The 17,873-nt window shown below is 66.1% G+C and carries 16 protein-coding genes; 12 read left to right on the forward strand and 4 right to left on the reverse strand.

Annotation, left to right across the window (positions count from 1 at the left end):
* The first annotated feature begins 3 nt into the window (after positions 1-3).
* The 3 genes from JOE69_RS05320 to JOE69_RS05330 are packed head-to-tail and all read left to right on the forward strand — an operon-like array spanning position 4 to position 2,995.
* Positions 4-795 (forward strand): lytic murein transglycosylase, encoded by a 792-nt coding sequence (locus JOE69_RS05320; RefSeq protein WP_309796696.1) that lies wholly within the window; start codon positions 4-6, stop codon positions 793-795.
* Positions 792-1,520 carry a class F sortase gene (locus JOE69_RS05325; RefSeq protein WP_309796698.1) on the forward strand — a complete coding sequence of 243 codons (729 nt, stop codon included), beginning with the start codon at positions 792-794 and terminating at the stop codon, positions 1,518-1,520. The genes JOE69_RS05320 and JOE69_RS05325 overlap by 4 nt, the downstream gene beginning before the upstream one ends.
* The gene (locus tag JOE69_RS05330) at positions 1,517-2,995 is read left to right on the forward strand and encodes a PASTA domain-containing protein (RefSeq protein WP_309796700.1); all 1,479 of its coding nucleotides are present in this window, start codon (positions 1,517-1,519) and stop codon (positions 2,993-2,995) included. Before JOE69_RS05325 ends, JOE69_RS05330 begins: the two co-directional genes overlap by 4 nt.
* A gap of 7 nt (positions 2,996-3,002) precedes the next feature.
* Here the strand turns inward: JOE69_RS05330 and JOE69_RS05335 are convergent, their stop codons facing one another.
* On the reverse strand, positions 3,003-3,632 hold the full coding sequence (locus tag JOE69_RS05335; protein ID WP_309796703.1) for a maleylpyruvate isomerase family mycothiol-dependent enzyme: 630 nt from the start codon (positions 3,630-3,632) through the stop codon (positions 3,003-3,005).
* 310 nt (positions 3,633-3,942) lie between these two features.
* Between JOE69_RS05335 and JOE69_RS05340 the strand changes: the two genes are divergently transcribed.
* The 9 genes from JOE69_RS05340 (at position 3,943) to JOE69_RS05380 (ending at position 14,258) form a co-directional block, all read left to right on the forward strand.
* A complete protein-coding gene (locus tag JOE69_RS05340; RefSeq protein WP_309796704.1) occupies positions 3,943-5,343 on the forward strand; it encodes an aspartate aminotransferase family protein in 1,401 nt (466 codons plus the stop codon).
* 1 nt (position 5,344) lies between these two features.
* Complete coding sequence (locus JOE69_RS05345; protein WP_309796706.1) at positions 5,345-6,787, forward strand: NAD(P)/FAD-dependent oxidoreductase; 1,443 nt, start codon at positions 5,345-5,347, stop codon at positions 6,785-6,787.
* 52 nt (positions 6,788-6,839) lie between these two features.
* Positions 6,840-7,967 carry an ABC transporter ATP-binding protein gene (locus JOE69_RS05350; RefSeq protein ID WP_309796708.1) on the forward strand — a complete coding sequence of 376 codons (1,128 nt, stop codon included), beginning with the start codon at positions 6,840-6,842 and terminating at the stop codon, positions 7,965-7,967.
* A gap of 1 nt (position 7,968) precedes the next feature.
* Positions 7,969-9,129 carry a polyamine ABC transporter substrate-binding protein gene (locus JOE69_RS05355; RefSeq protein ID WP_309796710.1) on the forward strand — a complete coding sequence of 387 codons (1,161 nt, stop codon included), beginning with the start codon at positions 7,969-7,971 and terminating at the stop codon, positions 9,127-9,129.
* Positions 9,130-9,687: 558 nt separating this feature from the next.
* On the forward strand, positions 9,688-10,152 hold the full coding sequence (locus tag JOE69_RS05360) for an ABC transporter permease (RefSeq protein WP_309796712.1): 465 nt from the start codon (positions 9,688-9,690) through the stop codon (positions 10,150-10,152).
* Complete coding sequence (locus JOE69_RS05365; protein ID WP_309796714.1) at positions 10,136-11,002, forward strand: ABC transporter permease; 867 nt, start codon at positions 10,136-10,138, stop codon at positions 11,000-11,002. The genes JOE69_RS05360 and JOE69_RS05365 overlap by 17 nt, the downstream gene beginning before the upstream one ends.
* 1 nt (position 11,003) lies before the next feature.
* Complete coding sequence (locus JOE69_RS05370) at positions 11,004-11,387, forward strand: cupin domain-containing protein (RefSeq protein WP_309796715.1); 384 nt, start codon at positions 11,004-11,006, stop codon at positions 11,385-11,387.
* Positions 11,380-12,888 (forward strand): aminobutyraldehyde dehydrogenase, encoded by a 1,509-nt coding sequence (locus tag JOE69_RS05375; RefSeq protein WP_309796717.1) that lies wholly within the window; start codon positions 11,380-11,382, stop codon positions 12,886-12,888. Before JOE69_RS05370 ends, JOE69_RS05375 begins: the two co-directional genes overlap by 8 nt.
* Complete coding sequence (locus JOE69_RS05380; RefSeq protein ID WP_309796719.1) at positions 12,885-14,258, forward strand: NAD(P)/FAD-dependent oxidoreductase; 1,374 nt, start codon at positions 12,885-12,887, stop codon at positions 14,256-14,258. The genes JOE69_RS05375 and JOE69_RS05380 overlap by 4 nt, the downstream gene beginning before the upstream one ends.
* Before the next feature lie 135 nt (positions 14,259-14,393).
* On the opposite strand, the gene JOE69_RS05385 is transcribed toward JOE69_RS05380, so the two are convergent.
* The 3 genes from JOE69_RS05385 to JOE69_RS05395 are packed head-to-tail and all read right to left on the reverse strand — an operon-like array spanning position 14,394 to position 17,755.
* Positions 14,394-14,855 (reverse strand): Lrp/AsnC family transcriptional regulator, encoded by a 462-nt coding sequence (locus JOE69_RS05385; protein WP_296365430.1) that lies wholly within the window; start codon positions 14,853-14,855, stop codon positions 14,394-14,396.
* Entirely contained in the window at positions 14,852-16,240 is a 1,389-nt protein-coding gene (locus tag JOE69_RS05390) for an aspartate aminotransferase family protein (RefSeq protein WP_309796721.1), read from the reverse strand. The genes JOE69_RS05385 and JOE69_RS05390 overlap by 4 nt, the downstream gene beginning before the upstream one ends.
* A gap of 12 nt (positions 16,241-16,252) precedes the next feature.
* Entirely contained in the window at positions 16,253-17,755 is a 1,503-nt protein-coding gene (locus JOE69_RS05395) for a CoA-acylating methylmalonate-semialdehyde dehydrogenase (protein ID WP_309796723.1), read from the reverse strand.
* Positions 17,756-17,873 lie beyond the last annotated feature (118 nt).

Consider the following 17,873-nt stretch of genomic DNA (forward strand, 5'->3'; position numbering starts at 1 on the left):
CCGATGAACCGGAAGTTGCTCTTCGCCGTCAATTTCAGCGCCATTGCGGTGATCGCCGCGGTCACGCTCTGGCTCTGCATCATGCCGAAGGCCCAGGCCAGCGCCGGATCCGGCGACGCCGCACGGGCAGCGCCGGCGGACTCGGTCGCGGAAAACCCGGCGGAACCGGCGCTTCCGGCTCAGGGGTCCGTCTCCGGTGCCCGCGCCGACACCGCCTGGCTCGACACCACGTCCGCCAGCACCGGAATCCCGGTCCGCGCGCTCCAGGCCTACGCCGCAGCTACCGCCCGGGTCAAGCGCGAGCAGCCGGAGTGCGGACTGGCCTGGAACACCTTGGCGGCTTTGGGCCTGATCGAATCCGACCACGCGCGCGGTCGGCTCACCGCGAAGGGCGATGCGGTGCCGAAGATCATCGGCCCGGTGCTCAACGGCAACGGCTTCGCGGAGATCCCCGATTCCGACGGCGGCGCGTTCGACGGCGACGACCGTTGGGACCGGGCGGTCGGGCCCTTGCAGTTCATCCCGCAGACCTGGCGGAGCTATGGCCGGGACGGCAACGGCGATGGCGTCGCCGACCCGCAGAACATCGACGACGCGGCGCTGAGTGCGGCCGCTTACCTCTGCACCGCTGCCGCGGAGACCGGGAGCAGCGGGCTGCGTTCGGCCGCTGGCTGGAGCCACGCGATTCTGGCCTACAACCAATCGTCGGCTTATCTCAAGGACATTTTCGACGCCGCGCAGCGTTACGCCGCGCAAACCCAACCAGCGGTCATAACCCAACAGGACGCGCCATGAGCACCGGCCGCCGCAGAGCCTGGCCGCGCATTGCCTTGATCAGCCTGGTCGCGGCCTGCCTGGTTGCCATCGGGATCCTCACCGGCCAGCTCCTGGCACCGGGAAAGCTGCCGATCGCCACCGCCTTGTTCCCCACCGCTGCGGCGGCCGACAGCACCGCGGAAGCACCGAATACGGTCAGCGTCCTGGACGCGAACGTCGCCGAGGCCACGCAGAAACAGCAATTGGTCCAGCAGCCGCCGGCACCCGGTCAACCACTGCGCGTCCAAATGCCGGAGCTCGGTTTGGACGTGCCGGTGGTGGCCGCGAAACTAGCCGCAGACCGGAGTTTCAATCCGCCGTCGAACGTCTTGGCCTATTGGATCCGCGACTACGGCATCGCCGGTCCGGAGGCCAAGAACACGCTTTACCTGGCCGCCCATTCCTGGAACAACGGCTATGCCGCATTCAACCCGCTGATGGACCAGAAGTCCGGCAGCTCAACGGCCAAGGCCGGCCAGAAGATCTCGGTGCAGACCGCGGCCGGCCGGTACAGCTATTCGGTGACCTCGGTGGCCGACTATGCAAAGTCCGGGATCGCCGGCGAAGCAGACCTGTGGCAGGCGGTACCGGGCAGACTGGTTTTGGTCACCTGTTTCCAGCTCAATGACGCCGGGGCGAACCGCAACCTCGTGGTCTACGCGCAATTGGATGCAGCCACGCCGGACCCGGGACCCCGCAAATGACCGCTTTGCACGGCACCCGGAACCTGCAGCGCGGCCTGCTCAACGGCCGCTACCAGCTGGGCCCGTTGTTGTCCCGCGAAGGACCGGTGCAGATCCGCCGCGGCTGGGATGCTTCCCTGCACCGCACGGTTTTGCTCCGGATCCTCCTGGAAGGCACGGCGGCAGAGGTCTCCCGGTTCCGCAGTTCGGTCAAGAGCAGTGCCGAGCTCATGTTGGAGCGCGCCATCACGGTGTACGACGCCGGAGCACAACAAAGCCCGGAAGGCCGGCTTTGGTGGGCGGCCACGGAATTCGTCGAGGACCAGCGGCCGCAGCGGTTCGCGGCTGCCCAGATCCAGGACTTGGCGGGACAACTGGCGGAGACTCTGGGCCAAGTCCATGCGCTCGGCTCGGCTCATGGGAACCTGGGCCCGGATCAGGTCTTCGTACTCGCGGACGGCCAGCTTCGGGTAGGCGGCTTCGCCGGCACCCGGGATGAAACCGCACGGCAGGCAGACCTGTTGGGTTACCGGGCGGTGCTGCTGGATTGGCTGGCGCACTGCCCGTTCCCTTCGGCCCTGCGCCGCAGGTTGAGCGACATCGCAGAGCAGTGCGGATCTGGTTTGGCCGACTTCGACGATGTGCGGCACGCGCTCAACCAGCAAACCGGGCCGGAGCAGCGGACCAGGCGGCCCGCCCAATCGGCGGTAGCCACCGCGCAGCTGCCGCTGGTCCGGCGTCCGGGTGGCCAAACCAGAACTGCGCCCGCCGTCGACACCCGGCGGCAACGCCGGCAGCGGCGCAACAGCGCGATCGCGGTTCCGGGCTTCGTGATCGTGATCCTGCTGGGCTTGATCGCAGCGTTCTGGGGGCTGAGCACGCTCAACAACCAAGCCGCCGCCGAGCATCGGGTGCCGACCGTCATCGATCTGCCGATTGCCGAGGCCCAGGCGAAGCTCGCCGCAGCCGGCTTCGAGTTGGGCGGGCAGCGCACCGAGCCGTCGATGACGGTGCCCGCCGGGCAAATCCTCGCCACCGACCCGGCGGCCGGCCAGAAAACCGCCGAAGGCAGCTTCGTGGTCCTGGTGGTCTCGGCCGGAAAGCCGCAGATCAAGCTCCCCGAGGTCGCCGGAGCTCCGGCCAGCACCCTGCAGTCGAGACTGGAAGCCGCCGGACTCAAAGTCCAGTCCAGCGAAAAGGACGGGCCGGATCCGGCCGGCACGGTGCTCTCGATGTCCCCCGCCGCCGGCACCAGCGTCGAAGCGGGCAGCACGGTGAAGCTGAGCACCGCTTCCGGGTTCCAACGGTTGCCCGCCGGGCTGCTCGGCAAGTCAGCAAAAGATGCGGTCGCGGCACTGCATGCCGCGGGTTTCACCGCCCGGGTGGCGAAATCGCCGGGCTTCGGAGCGCCGGTGGACACGGTTCTGGCCGTCGAGCCGAGGGATCGGGCGCCGGTGAAGGGCATCGTGACCATGAGCGTGGCTGCGGAGCAATAGGCCCGGGCTATCCGGGCTGCGTCATCAGCCGCGCCAACCCCGGCCCGGACAGCTGCGGCCAATAGGCCTTGCGCCCGGTCATCGCCATGATGAGCGCGAGTGTTTTGCCGCGGATCAGCGGACCTTCGCCGGTGGCGAACCCGCTGTCCTCCGCCTCCAGCCGGAGCCCGCGGACCCGGCTCCGGGCCAGCACCACTTGGTCGCTGCCGGCATAATATTCGGCCAAGGCTTGCAGCACCGGGAGCGGGTGCTCCCGGACCAGCCCCAGAGGATGCCGGATGTCTTCGCCGTGCACCACGGTTTCGCCCAGCAAAGCCAGCTTCGGCACCGGAGGCGAGGTGCGGCTACCGATCGTCGCTTCGAACCTGGCCAGGGTCTCGGCCGGATTCGCGCCGAGCTGCTCCTGCAAGCGCTGGGCGACCTGTTTGTCGAAATCGAAGCGTGCCCGCAGCACCCCGAAGAACCAACGCGGGCCGGACAGCACTCCGCTCGCCGTCAGGTGCGCCAACACTTCGCGCACCGACAAACCGGTGCACAGCGACGAGGTGTCCCATTGCTCTGGCTGTAGCCCGGCCAATTGCCCTGCCAGCGCAGTGCGCTCACCGTCGATGCTCTGCCAAACCTCAGCGATCTCCATGCGCCCAGCCTAAACGCTCCGCCGCTTTCCGGCTCCGCGATCGGGCTGGGCCAGACGGCCGGTCCCCGGAAGCAGATCGCCACGGCCACCGGAGCCGTTGCCGGCATTCATCCCGAGGCGCCTGCAGCCCGCTGGCGATCCGGCTCGGACGCGCGGCGAGCCAACCCAGACAGATCTACGTAAAACGAAGCAAAATCGGACATAAGCAACGATATTCGTTGAATTTAATCCGCAATTAACACCAAAGCCTTGTGATCTGCAACATAGAGTCACTACGTTGGGGAGCAATCGATACCCGGGAGAGATCGCCATGACTGAAGCACTCCGCGCCGCACCGAAGGCTTCCGCGACGCAACGCGCGGCGCACCGCAACCTCTGGATGCATTTCGCGAACCAGCCCGCCGACGCCGCCGACATTCCGATGATCGTCCGCGGCGAAGGCGCCTACGTCTACGACCAAAGCGGCAAAGCCTATTTGGACGGCCTCGCCGGCCTGTTCACCGTCCAGGTCGGGCACGGTCGCCGAGAGCTCGCCGACGTCGCGGCCGCCCAGGCCGAACAGCTGGCGTTCTTCCCCTTGTGGTCCTACGCCAATCAGCCGGCCGCCGAACTCGCCGAACGGCTCGCGGGGTTGGCCCCCGGAGACCTGAACCGGGTGTTTTTCACCAATAGCGGCAGCGAATCGGTCGAAACCGCCTGGAAGCTGGCGAAGCAGTATTTCGGCCTCACCGGACGGCCCCGGAAGCACAAAGTCATCTCCCGGCAGACCGCCTACCACGGCACCACGCAAGGCGCACTTTCGATCACCGGAATCCCCGGCCTCAAAGAGCCCTTCGAACCGCTCGTACCGTCCACCCACCGCGTGCCGAATACCAACTTCTACCGGGCGGCCGAACACGGCTTCGCCGGGGACCCGGACGACGCCGAGGCTTTCGGCCGGTGGGCCGCCGATCAGATCGAGGCGGTGATCGAAGCCGAGGGCGCCGAAACCGTCGCTGCGGTCTTCCTGGAGCCGGTGCAGAATGCCGGCGGCTGCTTCCCGCCGCCGCCGGGATATTTCCAACGGGTCCGGGAGATCTGCGATCGGCACGACGTGCTGCTGGTCAGCGATGAAGTGATCTGCGCGTTCGGCCGGCTGGGCGAATACTTCGGCGCGAGCCGGCTGGGCTTCCAACCGGACATCATCACCACGGCGAAGGGACTCACCAGCGGGTACTCCCCGATGGGCGCGGTGCTGGTCTCCGACCGGCTCTACGAGCCCTTCGCCAGCGGCGAGCAGATGTTCCTGCACGGCTACACCTTCGGCGGCCACCCGGTTTCCGCCGCAGTCGCCTTGGCGAATCTCGACATCTTCGAACAGGAAAGACTCAACCAGCGGGTCCAGGACAACGAGGCCGCATTCCTGGCCACCCTGGGCAAACTCCACGATCTGGAGATCGTCGGCGACGTCCGCGGGGCCGGGTACTTCTACGGCATCGAACTCGTCCAGGACAAGAAAAGCAAGGCCACCTTCACCGCCGAACAGAGCGCCCGGGTCTTGAAAGGATTCGTCTCGAAGGAGCTCTTCGCCAACGGACTGTACTGCCGCGCCGACGACCGGGAGGATCCGGTGATCCAGCTGTCCCCGCCGCTGATCGTCGGGCAAGCCGAATTCGACGAGATGGAACAAATCCTTCGGCATGCCCTCACCCAGGCCCAGGAGTTGCTCTGAAATGCCGGTCAACGAACCGGGCAAAAGGCAGCGCACTGTTTTCGAACGCCACGCACCGGCGGACTCCGTCGTCGAACACGCTCTGGCCGGGAGCAGTTCGGAGCCGTTCTGGCTCGCCGACATCGAGCTTGACGACTATCCGTCGCTGGACGGAACGCACGACGCGGACCTGGCCGTCGTCGGCGGCGGCTACACCGGGCTGTGGACTGCGCTGCTCGCCAAGCAACGGCACCCGCAGTGGCGGGTGGTCCTGCTCGAAGCCAGAACCCTGGGTTGGGCGGCGTCCGGACGCAACGGCGGATTCTGCGAAGCCAGCCTGACCCACGGCGAAGAGAACGGCGCCAACCGGTTCCCGGCCGAAATCGAACGGCTCAACCAGCTCGGCCTGGACAACCTCGACGCCATCGAAGCGCAGGTCGCAAAGCTCAAACTCGACTGCGACTTCGAGCGGACCGGGTCGATGGCGTTGGCCGTCGAACCGTATCAGATCGAGTATCTGCAGGACGGGCCCGGCCCGGACCAGGTCTACTTCGACCAGCCGGCCATCCGGGCGGAAATCAACTCCCCGACCTACCTGGCCGGGCTGTGGAGCAAACGCGAGGCCGCCATGGTCCACCCGGCGAAACTCGCCCGGGCCCTGGGCCGGGCGGCGAGCGCGGCCGGCGTCGAAATCTTCGAGCACAGCAAGGTCACCGGGCTGCATACCGACGACCGCGGCAGCCGGCTGGCGGTGCAGCACGGTTCCGGCAGCATCCGGGCGAAAAAGGTGGCACTGGGCACGAACGTGTTCCCTTCGCTGCTCAAGCGCAACGCTCTGATGACGGTCCCGGTGTACGACTACGTGCTGATGACCGAGCCGTTGAACCGCGAGCAACTGGCCAGCATCGGCTGGCAGCGCCGGCAGGGGCTCTCCGATCTGGCCAACCAGTTCCACTATTACCGGCTCTCGGCGGACAACCGGATCCTGTTCGGCGGCTACGACGCGATCTACCACTACGGCCGCCGGGTCAATCCGGAGTACGAGAACCGGCGGGCGAGCTATCGGAAACTGGCCAGCCATTTCTTCACCACCTTTCCGCAGCTCGAAGGCCTGCGGTTCAGCCACCGCTGGGCCGGCGCCATCGATACCTGCACGAGGTTCTGCGCGTTTTACGGGACCGCCCGCGGCGGGAAGATCTCCTATGCCGCGGGATTCACCGGATTGGGCGTGGCCGCAACCCATTTCGCCGCGGAAGTGATGCTGGATCAGCTCGAAGGCCTGGACACCGAACGGACCCGGCTCACGATGGTCCGCAGCCGCCCGCTGCCGTTCCCGCCGGAGCCCCTGGCCTCAATCGGCATCCAAGCCACCCGGGCCGCACTGAATCAGGCAGACCACCGCGAGGGGAAGCGGAATCTGCTGCTCAAATCACTCGACGCGGTAGGCCTCGGTTTCGACTCCTGACCCGCCGGGCACTCGCGCACCGCACCTATCACACCAAGGGGATGAGAATTCATTGACCATCGACACCCAGCAGGAAAAACCTCCGGCCAGCGCCGGGACCGCGGAAGCCGGCTCGGTAGAGCTGCGCGGCGTGAGCAAGCTCTTCGGCACGGCCAAGGCGGTGGATGACATCAGCCTCACCGTCGAGGCCGGGGAGTTCATTTCGCTGCTCGGACCGTCCGGTTGCGGCAAGACCACGCTTTTGCGGATGATCGCGGGCTTCGAGCATCCGGACGCCGGGGACATCCGGATCGGCGGCCAGTCGGTCACCGGCCTGCCGCCGAACAAACGACCGGTCAACACCGTGTTCCAGTCCTACGCTTTGTTCCCGCATATGAGCGTCGCGGAAAACGTCGGTTACGGCCTGCGCCAGCAAAGAGTCCCGAGAGCCGAGATCAGCAGCCGGGTGATCGACGCCCTGCGGATGGCCCGGATGGAAGCCTTCGCCGACCGCAGCCCCGGCAAGCTCTCCGGCGGCCAACAACAGCGGGTCGCACTGGCCCGGGCCCTGGTGAACCGGCCCAAGGTGCTTCTGCTGGATGAACCGATGTCCGCTTTGGACCGCAAATTGCGTGAGGAAATGCAGCTCGAACTGACCGTGCTGCAGGCCGAGCTGGGCACCACTTTCATCTTCGTCACCCATGACCAGGAGGAAGCCCTGACCATGAGCGACCGGATCGTGGTGCTCGACCAAGGCCATATCCAACAGCTCGGCAGCGCCGAGGAGATCTACTCGAAGCCGGCGAACTTGTTCGTCGCCAAGTTCATCGGGAAACGGAACTTCCTTCCGGTCGAGGTCGATTCGGTGGGTGCCGTGAGTTTGGCCGGGACGACCTTCGGTCCGGGCCACTCCGCGGTCGATGAGGTTCGCGGCAAAGGGGTCCTGGCGGTCCGCGCGGAAGACATCTCGGTCAGTACGGCGGCGCCGCAACCCGGGCAGAATGCGGTATCGGGCAAACTCGTGGACATCGCCTACTTGGGCGAGGTCAAGCAATACCTGGTCCGTGGCGCGGACGGCGTGGAGATCCTGGCCCGGACGCCACCGTCGAAAGCGGAGCCGGTCGACTTCGGCGATCAGGTCTGGTGTTCCTGGGCGCCGCCGGCCGGCCAGTTGTTCCGCGCCGACGAAACCGAGGCCTGAGATGGCGACCATCCGCGCCCTCGTCCCGACCCAACTCGAACGCCGCATGAAAACCCCGGCTTTCGGCCGCCGGGCCTTGCTGGCCGGGTTCGGCATCGGCGCGCTCGGCGCGCTGACCGGCTGCCGGGCCGAAGGTTTCGCCCCTTCGGCAGTGCCGAACGGGAACATCGGCAGCAACCTGAACATCTACACCTGGGGCGACTACAGCGACCCCGCGAACCTCGAGGAGTTCGGCCGGCAAGGCGTCCAGGTGCAAACCGACAGCTTCGCCTCGAACGAGGAGCTGATTGCCAAGCTCGGCGCGACCCGCGGCACCAGCGGCTACGACATCGTGGTGCCCACCAGCACCTACTTGACCTTGATGAGCAAGAACGGGCTGTTGGAGAAGCTGGATCTGGGCAAAATCCCCAATCTGGCCAATCTCGACCCGGAGTTCCAGGATTCCATCGCGGATCCGCAGAATGCCTACGCCGTCTGCAAGAATTGGGGAACCACTGGATTCCTCTACGACAGCACCGTGATCAACCGGCCGATGAACTCCTGGGCAGATTTCCTGGAGGCGGCGCAGAACGAGGCGAGCAACAATGTCTCGCTTCTGGAAGACCCCGCGGAAATCGCGGTCATCTATTTGGCCGCCAAGGGATACGATCCGCTCAGTACCGATCCCAAAATCGTCGCCGAATGCGCCGATTACCTGACCAACCAACTCGCGCCGCATGTGCGGGCGTTCAGCTCCACCCCGCAGAATTTCATCATCCAGGGCTCCATGACCCTGGTGCACGCGTTCAACGGCGACGCCCGCCGGGGTTACTTAGAAGCGGAGAACCCGGAACGCTGGAAGTGGGTATTCCCCACGCCCACCGCGAATCGCTGGATGGACACCTGGGCGATCCCGGTCGGAGTGCAGCACCCCGATGCCGCCTACGCGTTCATCAACTTCATGCTGCAACCGGATCAGGCCCTGAAAGACGTCGACTACATCGGCTACTCCACCGGGCTGACCGGCCAGCGCGAGTTGGCCGAGGCCGCCGGCTTGAAAATGCTCGACGTGCTTTTCCCGCCCGCCGAGATCCTCGACCGGCTGGTCAGTTTGGAAATCACCGAAGCCAGCGGCGCCTGGGTGGACATGTACGGCGCAATGCAAGCGAAAGCAGGTGCCTGATGGCTGCTCGGACAGCTCCGAACCGGCCGACGTCGAACCTGTCCGCGGCGCCGGCCAAGGCCCGCAAACGCGGCGGCGGCACCGCACTGGCTTTCCCCACCTGGGCGTTCCTGCTGTTCTTCTTCGTCATGCCGATCGGCCTCGTCCTCTGGTACAGCTTCGGCCAGAAGCCGGATTTGTTCAGTGCCCACGACAACTCGGTGTTCAGCTTCGACCGCTATTTCGAGGCGCTCAACGAGACCTTTTTGAAGACGTTCTGGAACACCCTGGGCATCGGCTTGACCGGGACGCTCATCTGCTTGCTGATCGCGGTGCCGTTCGCCTATTGGCTGGCGATCAAGGCGCCTGGCTGGTTCCGGCCGTTGGGCCTGGCCCTGGTCCTGGTGCCGTTCTGGACGAATTTCCTGGTGCGCACCCTGGGCTGGCAGATCCTGCTGGCACCGGAGGGCCCGGTCTCCAACTGGCTGCAGCAACTGGGCCTGAGCGCCGCACCGTTGGACTTCCTGTATACCCGCGGGGCGGTCCAATTGGGGCGTGGTCTACAACTACCTGCCGCTGATGATCCTGCCGCTTTTCGTGGCCATCGACCGGGCCGGGCCGGCGTTGCGCGAAGCCAGCCGGGACCTCGGCGCCAACCGCTGGCGCACCTTTTTCACCATCACCTTGCCACTGGCCACGCCCGGCATCGCCTCCGGCGCTTTGCTGGTCTTCATCCCGCTGATGGGTGATTACGTGACCGCATCGGTATTGGGCGGCGCACAGGGCAATATGGTGGGCCAGCTGGTGGCCAACCAGTTCAATGTGGCGCAGAACTGGGCACTCGGATCGGCCATGGCGGTGGTGCTGATGCTGTTCATCGCGGCCGCGGTGCTCTGCGCCGGGCTGCTCGCCTTCCTGGCCAGAGCGCTGATCCGACGGAACCGGCGGATCGACCTGAGCCAACTTAAACCGAGCCAGCTGGCCGGCATCGGTCCGAAAGCCGGAATCCATCAAAAAGGAGGCCCCGATGAAACGCCGAACTGATCCGCTCACGGTGCTGCTGGGCGTCTTGGGTATTTTGGTCTTCGCTTTCCTCTTCCTGCCGATCGTGGTGATCCTGGTCTATTCCTTCAACAACGGCACGCTGCTGGCGGCATGGCGGGGATTCGGTTTCGACGCCTACTCCGCGGCTGCCGGCAACTCCGTGATCCGCGGCGCCGTGCTGACCTCGTTGACCGCTGCAGCCGGATCCGCGCTGCTCGCCACGGTGCTGGGCACCTTGGGCGGCATCGCCCTGGCCCGCTCTTCGCTGGCCCAGTCGAAATCCGTGAAATTCTGGGCCATCGGGTTGACCGTGCTGCTCGGCTTGACCATGGTCACCCCGGAAATCGTCGATGCCGTCTCGCTCTTGCCGTGGTTCGTTTCCCTAGGCACGGATCTGGGCATCACTCCCCTGAACAACGGATTGGTCCGTCTGGTGATCGCGCACAGCGTGGTCTCGATCGCGATCGTGACCTTCATCGTCCGGGCCCGGATGCAGGGCGTGGACCAATCGCTCGAAGAAGCCGCCGAGGATCTTTACGCCAGCCGGTGGCATGCCTTCTGGCAAGTGACCTTCCCGATCGCCGCACCGGGCATCCTCGCCGGCGCCCTGATGTCCTTCACGATCAGTCTGGACAACACCATCGTCTCCAGCTTCGTGCAGGTTCCGGGCACTACCCCGTGGCCGGTCTACATCTTCTCTTCGCTCAAAGTCGGTTTGAAACCCGAAGTCGCAGCGGTTTCCGCAGTGATGTTCCTGCTGACCCTGCTGGCCTTGGCCTTTGTGGCAATCGTCTTGCGGCGCACCGGCGGATCCACGAAAGAAATCGCCGCGACCATGACGGGAGGCTGAAATGGAACCGAATACCGCGATCCGCGCCGCCGACGTCGTGGTCGTGCTCGAAGACATCGAACCGCGGCGGCTGCACTCGGCGAGCGCGCAGGACGGCGCGACCGAATTGGGAATCCTCGGCGGCGTCGAATTCGGCATCTGGGAAATGACCGAGGGCACGGCGAGCGACACCGAAAATGACGAGGTGTTCCTGGTGATCTCCGGTTCGGCGACCATCGATTTCCCCCAGGAACGGCGGTCTCTGCGCGTCGGCCCCGGCGATCTGGTCCGGCTCGGCGCCGGAACCCGAACCACCTGGACCGTGCACGAGCAGCTCCGCAAGCTCTACCTGACCCTCCCGGACGACACTCCAGGCCCGATCGACGAAAGCGGACCCCATGACTGAACTCGAATCCTTGTACTTCGACGGCGGCTACCACCCGGCATCCGGGCCCCGGATGGAGCTGCGCAATCCGGCCACCGGGCAACTACTCGGGAGCTTCGCCGAAGCAGCGCCGGAGGACGTCGCAGCGGCGGTGGCCGCGGCCAAGCGTGCACTGCCCGGGTGGTCCGGCGCGACGCCAGCGGAACGCTCGGCGGCGATGCTCCGGTTGGCCGCCGAGCTCGGCGAACGCGCCGAGGAACTGGCGCAGCTCGAATCCAGCCAGGGCGGCAAAGCGATCCGGTTGGCCCGTGAATTCGATGTGCCCGGCACCGTGGACAACGCCGAGTTCTTCGCCGGAGCAGCCCGGCACCTCAACGGCCTCGCGGCCGGCGAGTATTCGCCGGAGCACACCTCGATGGTCCGTCGGGAGGCGATCGGCGTGGTCGGTTCGATCTCGCCGTGGAACTACCCGTTGCAGATGGCCGGCTGGAAAATCCTGCCGGCGATCGCTGCCGGCAACACGATCGTGCTCAAACCTTCAGAACTCACCCCGGGAAGCACCTTGCTGTTCGCCGAAGCGGCGAGCGCCGCCGGGATCCCGCCCGGTGTGGTCAACGTCGTGGTCGGCACCGGGCAGCGCACCGGCGAAGCCCTGGTCCGGCATCCCGACGTGGCCATGACTTCGTTCACCGGCTCCACCGCCGTCGGCCGCAAAATCATGGCAATGGCCAGTGAACGCGGCAATCGGGTGCATCTGGAACTCGGCGGGAAGGCGCCTTTCGTGGTCTTCGAGGACGCCGATCTGGAAGCTGCTGCGCAGGGTGCGGTCGCCGGTTCGTTGATCAACGGCGGGCAGGATTGCACCGCGGCCACCCGGGCGTATGTGCACCGCAGTTTGTTCCCCCGGTTCTTGGACCGGGTCGGCAAGCTGATGCGGGCCGTGCGGGTGGGCGACCCTTCGGACCCGGAAACCGATCTGGGCTCGCTGATTTCGACGGCGCACCGCGACCGGGTGGCCGGATTCGTCCAGCGGGCCGCCGAGGCCGGAGCCACGGTGCACTGCGGCGGCGCGGTACCGGCAGCTGCGGATCCGGCCGGCGCGTTCTACTCGCCCACTTTGCTCAGCGGCATCGCCCAGGACGCCGAGGCAGTCCAGCAGGAGATCTTCGGACCGGTTCTGGTCGCGCTCCCCTTCGACAGCGAAGCGGAAGCGATCCGGCTGGCCAATGACACTCCTTTCGGCCTCGCCGCTTCGGTGTGGACCAAGGACGTGGCCCGCGCGATGCGCGCCAGCGCCGCGATCCAGGCTGGCTGCGTCTGGGTGAACGACCATATTCCGATCATCTCCGAAATGCCGCACGGCGGATACAAAGCCTCCGGCTTCGGCAAAGACATGTCGGTGTATTCGCTCGAGGAGTACACCAATATCAAACACGTGATGATCGAGCGCGACGGCACCGCGGCCAAAGCCTGGCACCGCACGGTTTTCGCCAGCTCGGACCCCGCCGGGAAGTTGCCGTGACGGTCAACGGCGAAGTCTCTTTCTGGTTCGATCCGCTGCCGGAACCCGGGCCGGGGCTGCCCGGCGACGCGGAAGCGGACGTGGCCATCGTGGGCGGCGGTTTCACCGGTCTGTGGACCGCCTACTACCTGGCCAAGGCCCGGCCCGGGCTGCGGATCACGGTGCTCGAACAACGGTTCTGCGGCTACGGCGCCTCCGGGCGCAACGGCGGCTGGCTGACCAATAGCATCACCGGCGGCCGGGCATCGTACGCCGCAGCGGGCAAGTCCGCGGTGGAAGAGTTCCAAGCGGCGATGAACCAGACCGTCGACGAAGTCATCCGGATCGCCGCCGAAGAAGGCATCGACGCCGATCTGCTGCGCGGCGGGGAACTGACCGTGGCCCGGAATCCTGCGCAATGGCAGCGCGCCCAAGCCTTCGCCGCAGCCGAAGCGCAATGGCGCGGCGCCGACGTGGTGCTGCTTTCCGCCCCGGAACTCGCCGAGCGGCTGCAGGTCGCCGGTGGACTGGGCGGCACCTGGCAGCCGCACTGCGCCCGGCTCAATCCGGTGAAACTGCTGCGCGGGCTGCTCCGGACGGTCCGTTCGCTCGGCGTACAGGTCTTCGAGTCCAGCAAAGTGCTCTCGATCGAACCCGGGCTGGTGCGCACCGAACGCGGCGAGGTGCGCGCACCTCAGATCGTCCGCGCCACCGAAGGGTTCACCGCGCAACTGCCCGGCCTGCGCCGCCGCTGGCTGCCGCTGAATTCTTCGATGATCGTCACCGAGCCGCTCGGGCCGGAAGCCTGGAACCGGATCGGTTGGCAAGGCGGCGAAACCGTGGGCGACTTCGCCCACGTCTACATGTACGCGCAGCGCACCGCGGACGGCAGGATCGCGCTGGGCGGCCGGGGCAAACCCTATCGTTTCGGTTCCGCGGTGGATGCGGACGGCGCGACCCCGGAAGCGACGTTGGCGTCGCTCACCAAGCTGCTGCGCGAAATGTTCCCGGCGGCAGCACCGGCCCGGATCGAGCACGTCTGGAGCGGCACCCTGGGCGTACCACGGGATTGGCGCGCCTCGGTGACCTACGACGCCGGCACCGGGCTGGCCGCCGCGGGCGGATATGTGGGCACCGGAGTGGCGACCACGAATCTGGCCGGGCGGACGTTGCGCGATCTGCTGCTCGGTACCGATTCAGAGTTGGCCCGGCTGCCCTGGGTGAATCGGAAAGTCCAGCAATGGGAACCCGAGCCCTTGCGCTGGCTCGCGGTCAATGGGCTCTACGCCGCCTACCGGGCCGCCGATGCGCAGGAATCCGCCGGCGCCCGAGCCGGTGCCGGCACGTCATTCATCGCCAGCGTGGCCGATCGGATCTCCGGGCACCGCTGAACTCCGGACCGCCGGCCAGCAGCAGAGTCCGCGGATGGCCCGGTTGGGCCGGGAAATCACCGATTCCGGCAGCCGAATCCGCATTTCGCGGACTCTGTTGCCGGAAACTCTGCTGCCGGAATCAGGCACCGGAGCCTACCGCGTCCCCCAGTTGTACAACTGTTTCTGCAACTTCAAATACATGAACGACTCGGTGGAAACCACCTGCGGAGCCGTCCGGATCCGGCCCAGGACATCGAGCAGATGCTCATCGTCTTCGCAGACCACCTCCACCAGGAGGTCGAAACTACCGGCCGTGATCACGATGTAGTCGACTTCGGGAAAAGCCTCGAAGTTCTCCGCGACGGCCTGCAGATCACCGGACACCCGGACTCCGATCATCGCCTGCCGGGTGAAACCGACTTTCACCGGATCGGTGACCGCGACGATCTGCAGCAATTTCGAATCGATCAGCCGCTTCACCCGTTGCCGCACCGCGGCCTCGGACAGTCCTACGGATTCGGCAATCGCGGCGTACGGTTTCCGGCCATCGGCCTGCAGCTCCTCGATGATCCGCTTGGCGAGCTCATCGAGGAGCTGCGGCTCGGAGCCGTTCACGGTTGCGGTCGCCCGGTGTTCGCCGCCACGTAGGAGTCGGCGATCGTGAGTGCTTCGTCGATGATCGCCAAGCCGCGCCGCAGGTCTTGCTCCGAGATCACTAGCGGCGGGGCCACGTGCACCCGGTTGAAATGCGTGAACGGCCACAGCCCTGCGGCTTTGCAGGCCGCGGCCACTTCGTTCATCGGCGCCGCCGCCTCGGCGGAGGCGTTGAACGGGACCAGCGGTTCCCGGCTCTGCGGATCCCGCACCAGCTCGACCGCCCAGAACAGGCCCCGGCCCCGGATCTCGCCGACGCTCGGATGGCTTTGCGCCCAACGTTCCAGTTCCGGACGCACCACCCGTTCGCCCAGATCACGGACCCGTTCCAGAATTGCTTCGTCTTCGAACACGCGCACCGTTTCGACGCCCACCGCGCAAGCCAAGGGATGCCCGGAGTAGGTCAGGCCGCCCGGGTAGGCACGCTCGGCGAAGGTCGCCGCGATCGCGTCGGAGATCAGTACGCCGCCCAGCGGCACGTACCCCGAGTTGATTCCCTTGGCGAAGGTGAGCAGATCCGGGACCACATCGAAAGCGTCCACCGCGAACCACTCGCCGATCCGGCCGAAGCCGACCATCACCTCGTCGGCGATGTACACCAGGCCATAGCGGTCGCAGATCTCCCGAACGCCCTGCAGGTATCCCGGCGGCGGCACCAGGACCCCATTGGTGCCGACCACGGTTTCCAAGATGATCCCGGCGACGGTCCCTGGCCCCTCGAGTTGGATCACCGATTCCAGATGCTCCAGGGCCCGCTGGGTTTCCTCTTCCGCGGAGGCCGCATGGAAGGCCGAGCGGTAAGCATAAGGCCCGAAGAAGTGCACCACCGAAGCGTCACCGGGGTCGTTGGCCCAGCGGCGGGGTTCCCCGGTGAGGCTCATCGCCGTCGTGGTACCGCCGTGGTAGCTGCGGTATGCGGCGAGGATTTTCCGCCGTCCGGTGTGCTGCCGGGCCATTCGGACCGCATGTTCGTTGGCGTCGGCCCCGCCGTTGGTGAAGAACACCTGGTTCAGCTCGCCGGGCGCGCGCTCGGCGAGCAAACGCGCCAGTTCGCCGCGGACGTCGTTGGCGAAGGCCGGCTGGATGGTCGCCAGCTTGTCCGCTTGGCGTTTGATCGCAGCCACCAACCGCGGATGCTGGTGGCCCAAGTTCAGGTTGACCAGTTGCGAGGAGAAGTCGAGGTACTGGTTCCCGTCGTAATCCCAAAAGGTCGAACCCGATCCCCCGGCTACCGGCAACGGATCGATCTTGGCTTGCGCGGACCAGGAGTGGAAGACGTGCTGACGGTCATCGGCTTTGACCTGGGCCTTGGCGGCTTGCTGCGCATTCTGGGTCTCGGTGCTCATGCTTCGATCCTCTCAGTGATTGCTCGGAAAGCCCAGGTCCACGCTCGACGACGCCGGATCCGGCCAGCGCGTGGTGACCACCTTGGAGCGGGTGTAGAAATGGATGCTTTCCGGTCCGTAGATATGCGAATCGCCGAACAGCGAGTCCTTCCAGCCGCCGAACGAGAAACTTCCGACCGGAACCGGGATCGGCACGTTCACGCCCACCATGCCGGCTTCGATCTCGAACTCGAACTGCCGTGCCGCACCGCCGTCGCGGGTGAAAATCGCAACCCCGTTGCCGTACTGGTTTTCATTGACCAGGCTCACGGCTTCCTCGAAACTCGGCACCCGGACCACGGAGAGCACCGGTCCGAAGATCTCATCCCGATATGCCTGCATCCCGGTCTCCACCTGGTCCAACAAGCTCACGCCCAAGAAGAAACCGGGGCCTGCCGCCACCGGGTCGGCGGTTCCGTCGACCACCACGGTGGCCCCTTCCGCCGGCGCCCGATGCACATAACCGGCCACCTTGTCCCGATGCTCCGCGGTGATCAACGGTCCCATTTCGGAAGCGGCCTCGGTTCCGGAGCCGATCGTCAGTTTCGAAATCCGGGTTTGGATCGCAGCGACCAGGGCATCGCCCACCCCGCCCACGGCGACCAGTACGCTCACTGCCATGCAACGTTCGCCGGCCGAGCCATAGGCCGCCGACACCGCCGCATCCGCAGCCGCCTCGATGTCGGCATCCGGGAGCACCACCATGTGGTTCTTCGCACCGCCGAGCGCTTGCACCCGCTTGCCTTTCGCACTGGCCCGCTCGTAGATCGAGCGCGCGATCGGCGTCGAACCGACAAAGCTCACCGCCCGGACCTCCGGACTGTCCAGAATCGCGTCGACGGCTTCCTTGTCGCCATTGACCACGTTGAGCACTCCCGGCGGCAAACCTGCTTCGGTGAACAACTCGGCCAGCAGCAAGGCCGCGGACGGGTCCTTTTCGCTGGGTTTGAGCACCACAGTGTTGCCGCAGGCGATGGCGTTGGAGACCATCCAGAGCGGCACCATCACCGGGAAGTTGAACGGCGTGATGCAACCGACAACGCCCACCGGCTGCTTCACCGAATGCACGTCGACGCCATTGGCCACCTGCTCGCTGTAGTCGCCCTTGAGGTGTTGGATCAGGCCCGCGGCGAATTCGACGTTTTCCAACCCTCGCGCGACCTCGCCTGCGGCGTCGGAGAGGACTTTCCCGTGTTCCGAAGTCACCACAGCGGCCAACTCGTCCCGACGCTGGACCAGCAGGTGCCGGAGCTTGAAGAAGACATCGGCCCGCTTGGTCAACGACGTGGCGCGCCAACCGGGAAGTGCCGCTGCCGCAGCCGCAATCGCCTCGGCCACCCGGGCCGCCGAGGCGAACGCCAACTGATGTTGCGCTTCGCCGGTCGCCGGGTTGAAAACCACCCCGTAACGCTGCCCGGATTCCGCCTCCGGCGGCGCAGCGTGGACGCCGTTGATGTAATGACCGATCAGTGCCATGTTTCTCCTCGCTCGGAACCGTTTTCGACTGGGCATCGTTCACACAACACATTTCGTATGATTCGATGTCTACTATTGTCACAAGGAACTGAGCCAGTTCAAGGACAACAATTGTCGC

Source organism: Arthrobacter russicus, assembly GCF_031454135.1.
Classification (GTDB): Bacteria; Actinomycetota; Actinomycetes; order Actinomycetales; family Micrococcaceae; genus Renibacterium; species Renibacterium russicum.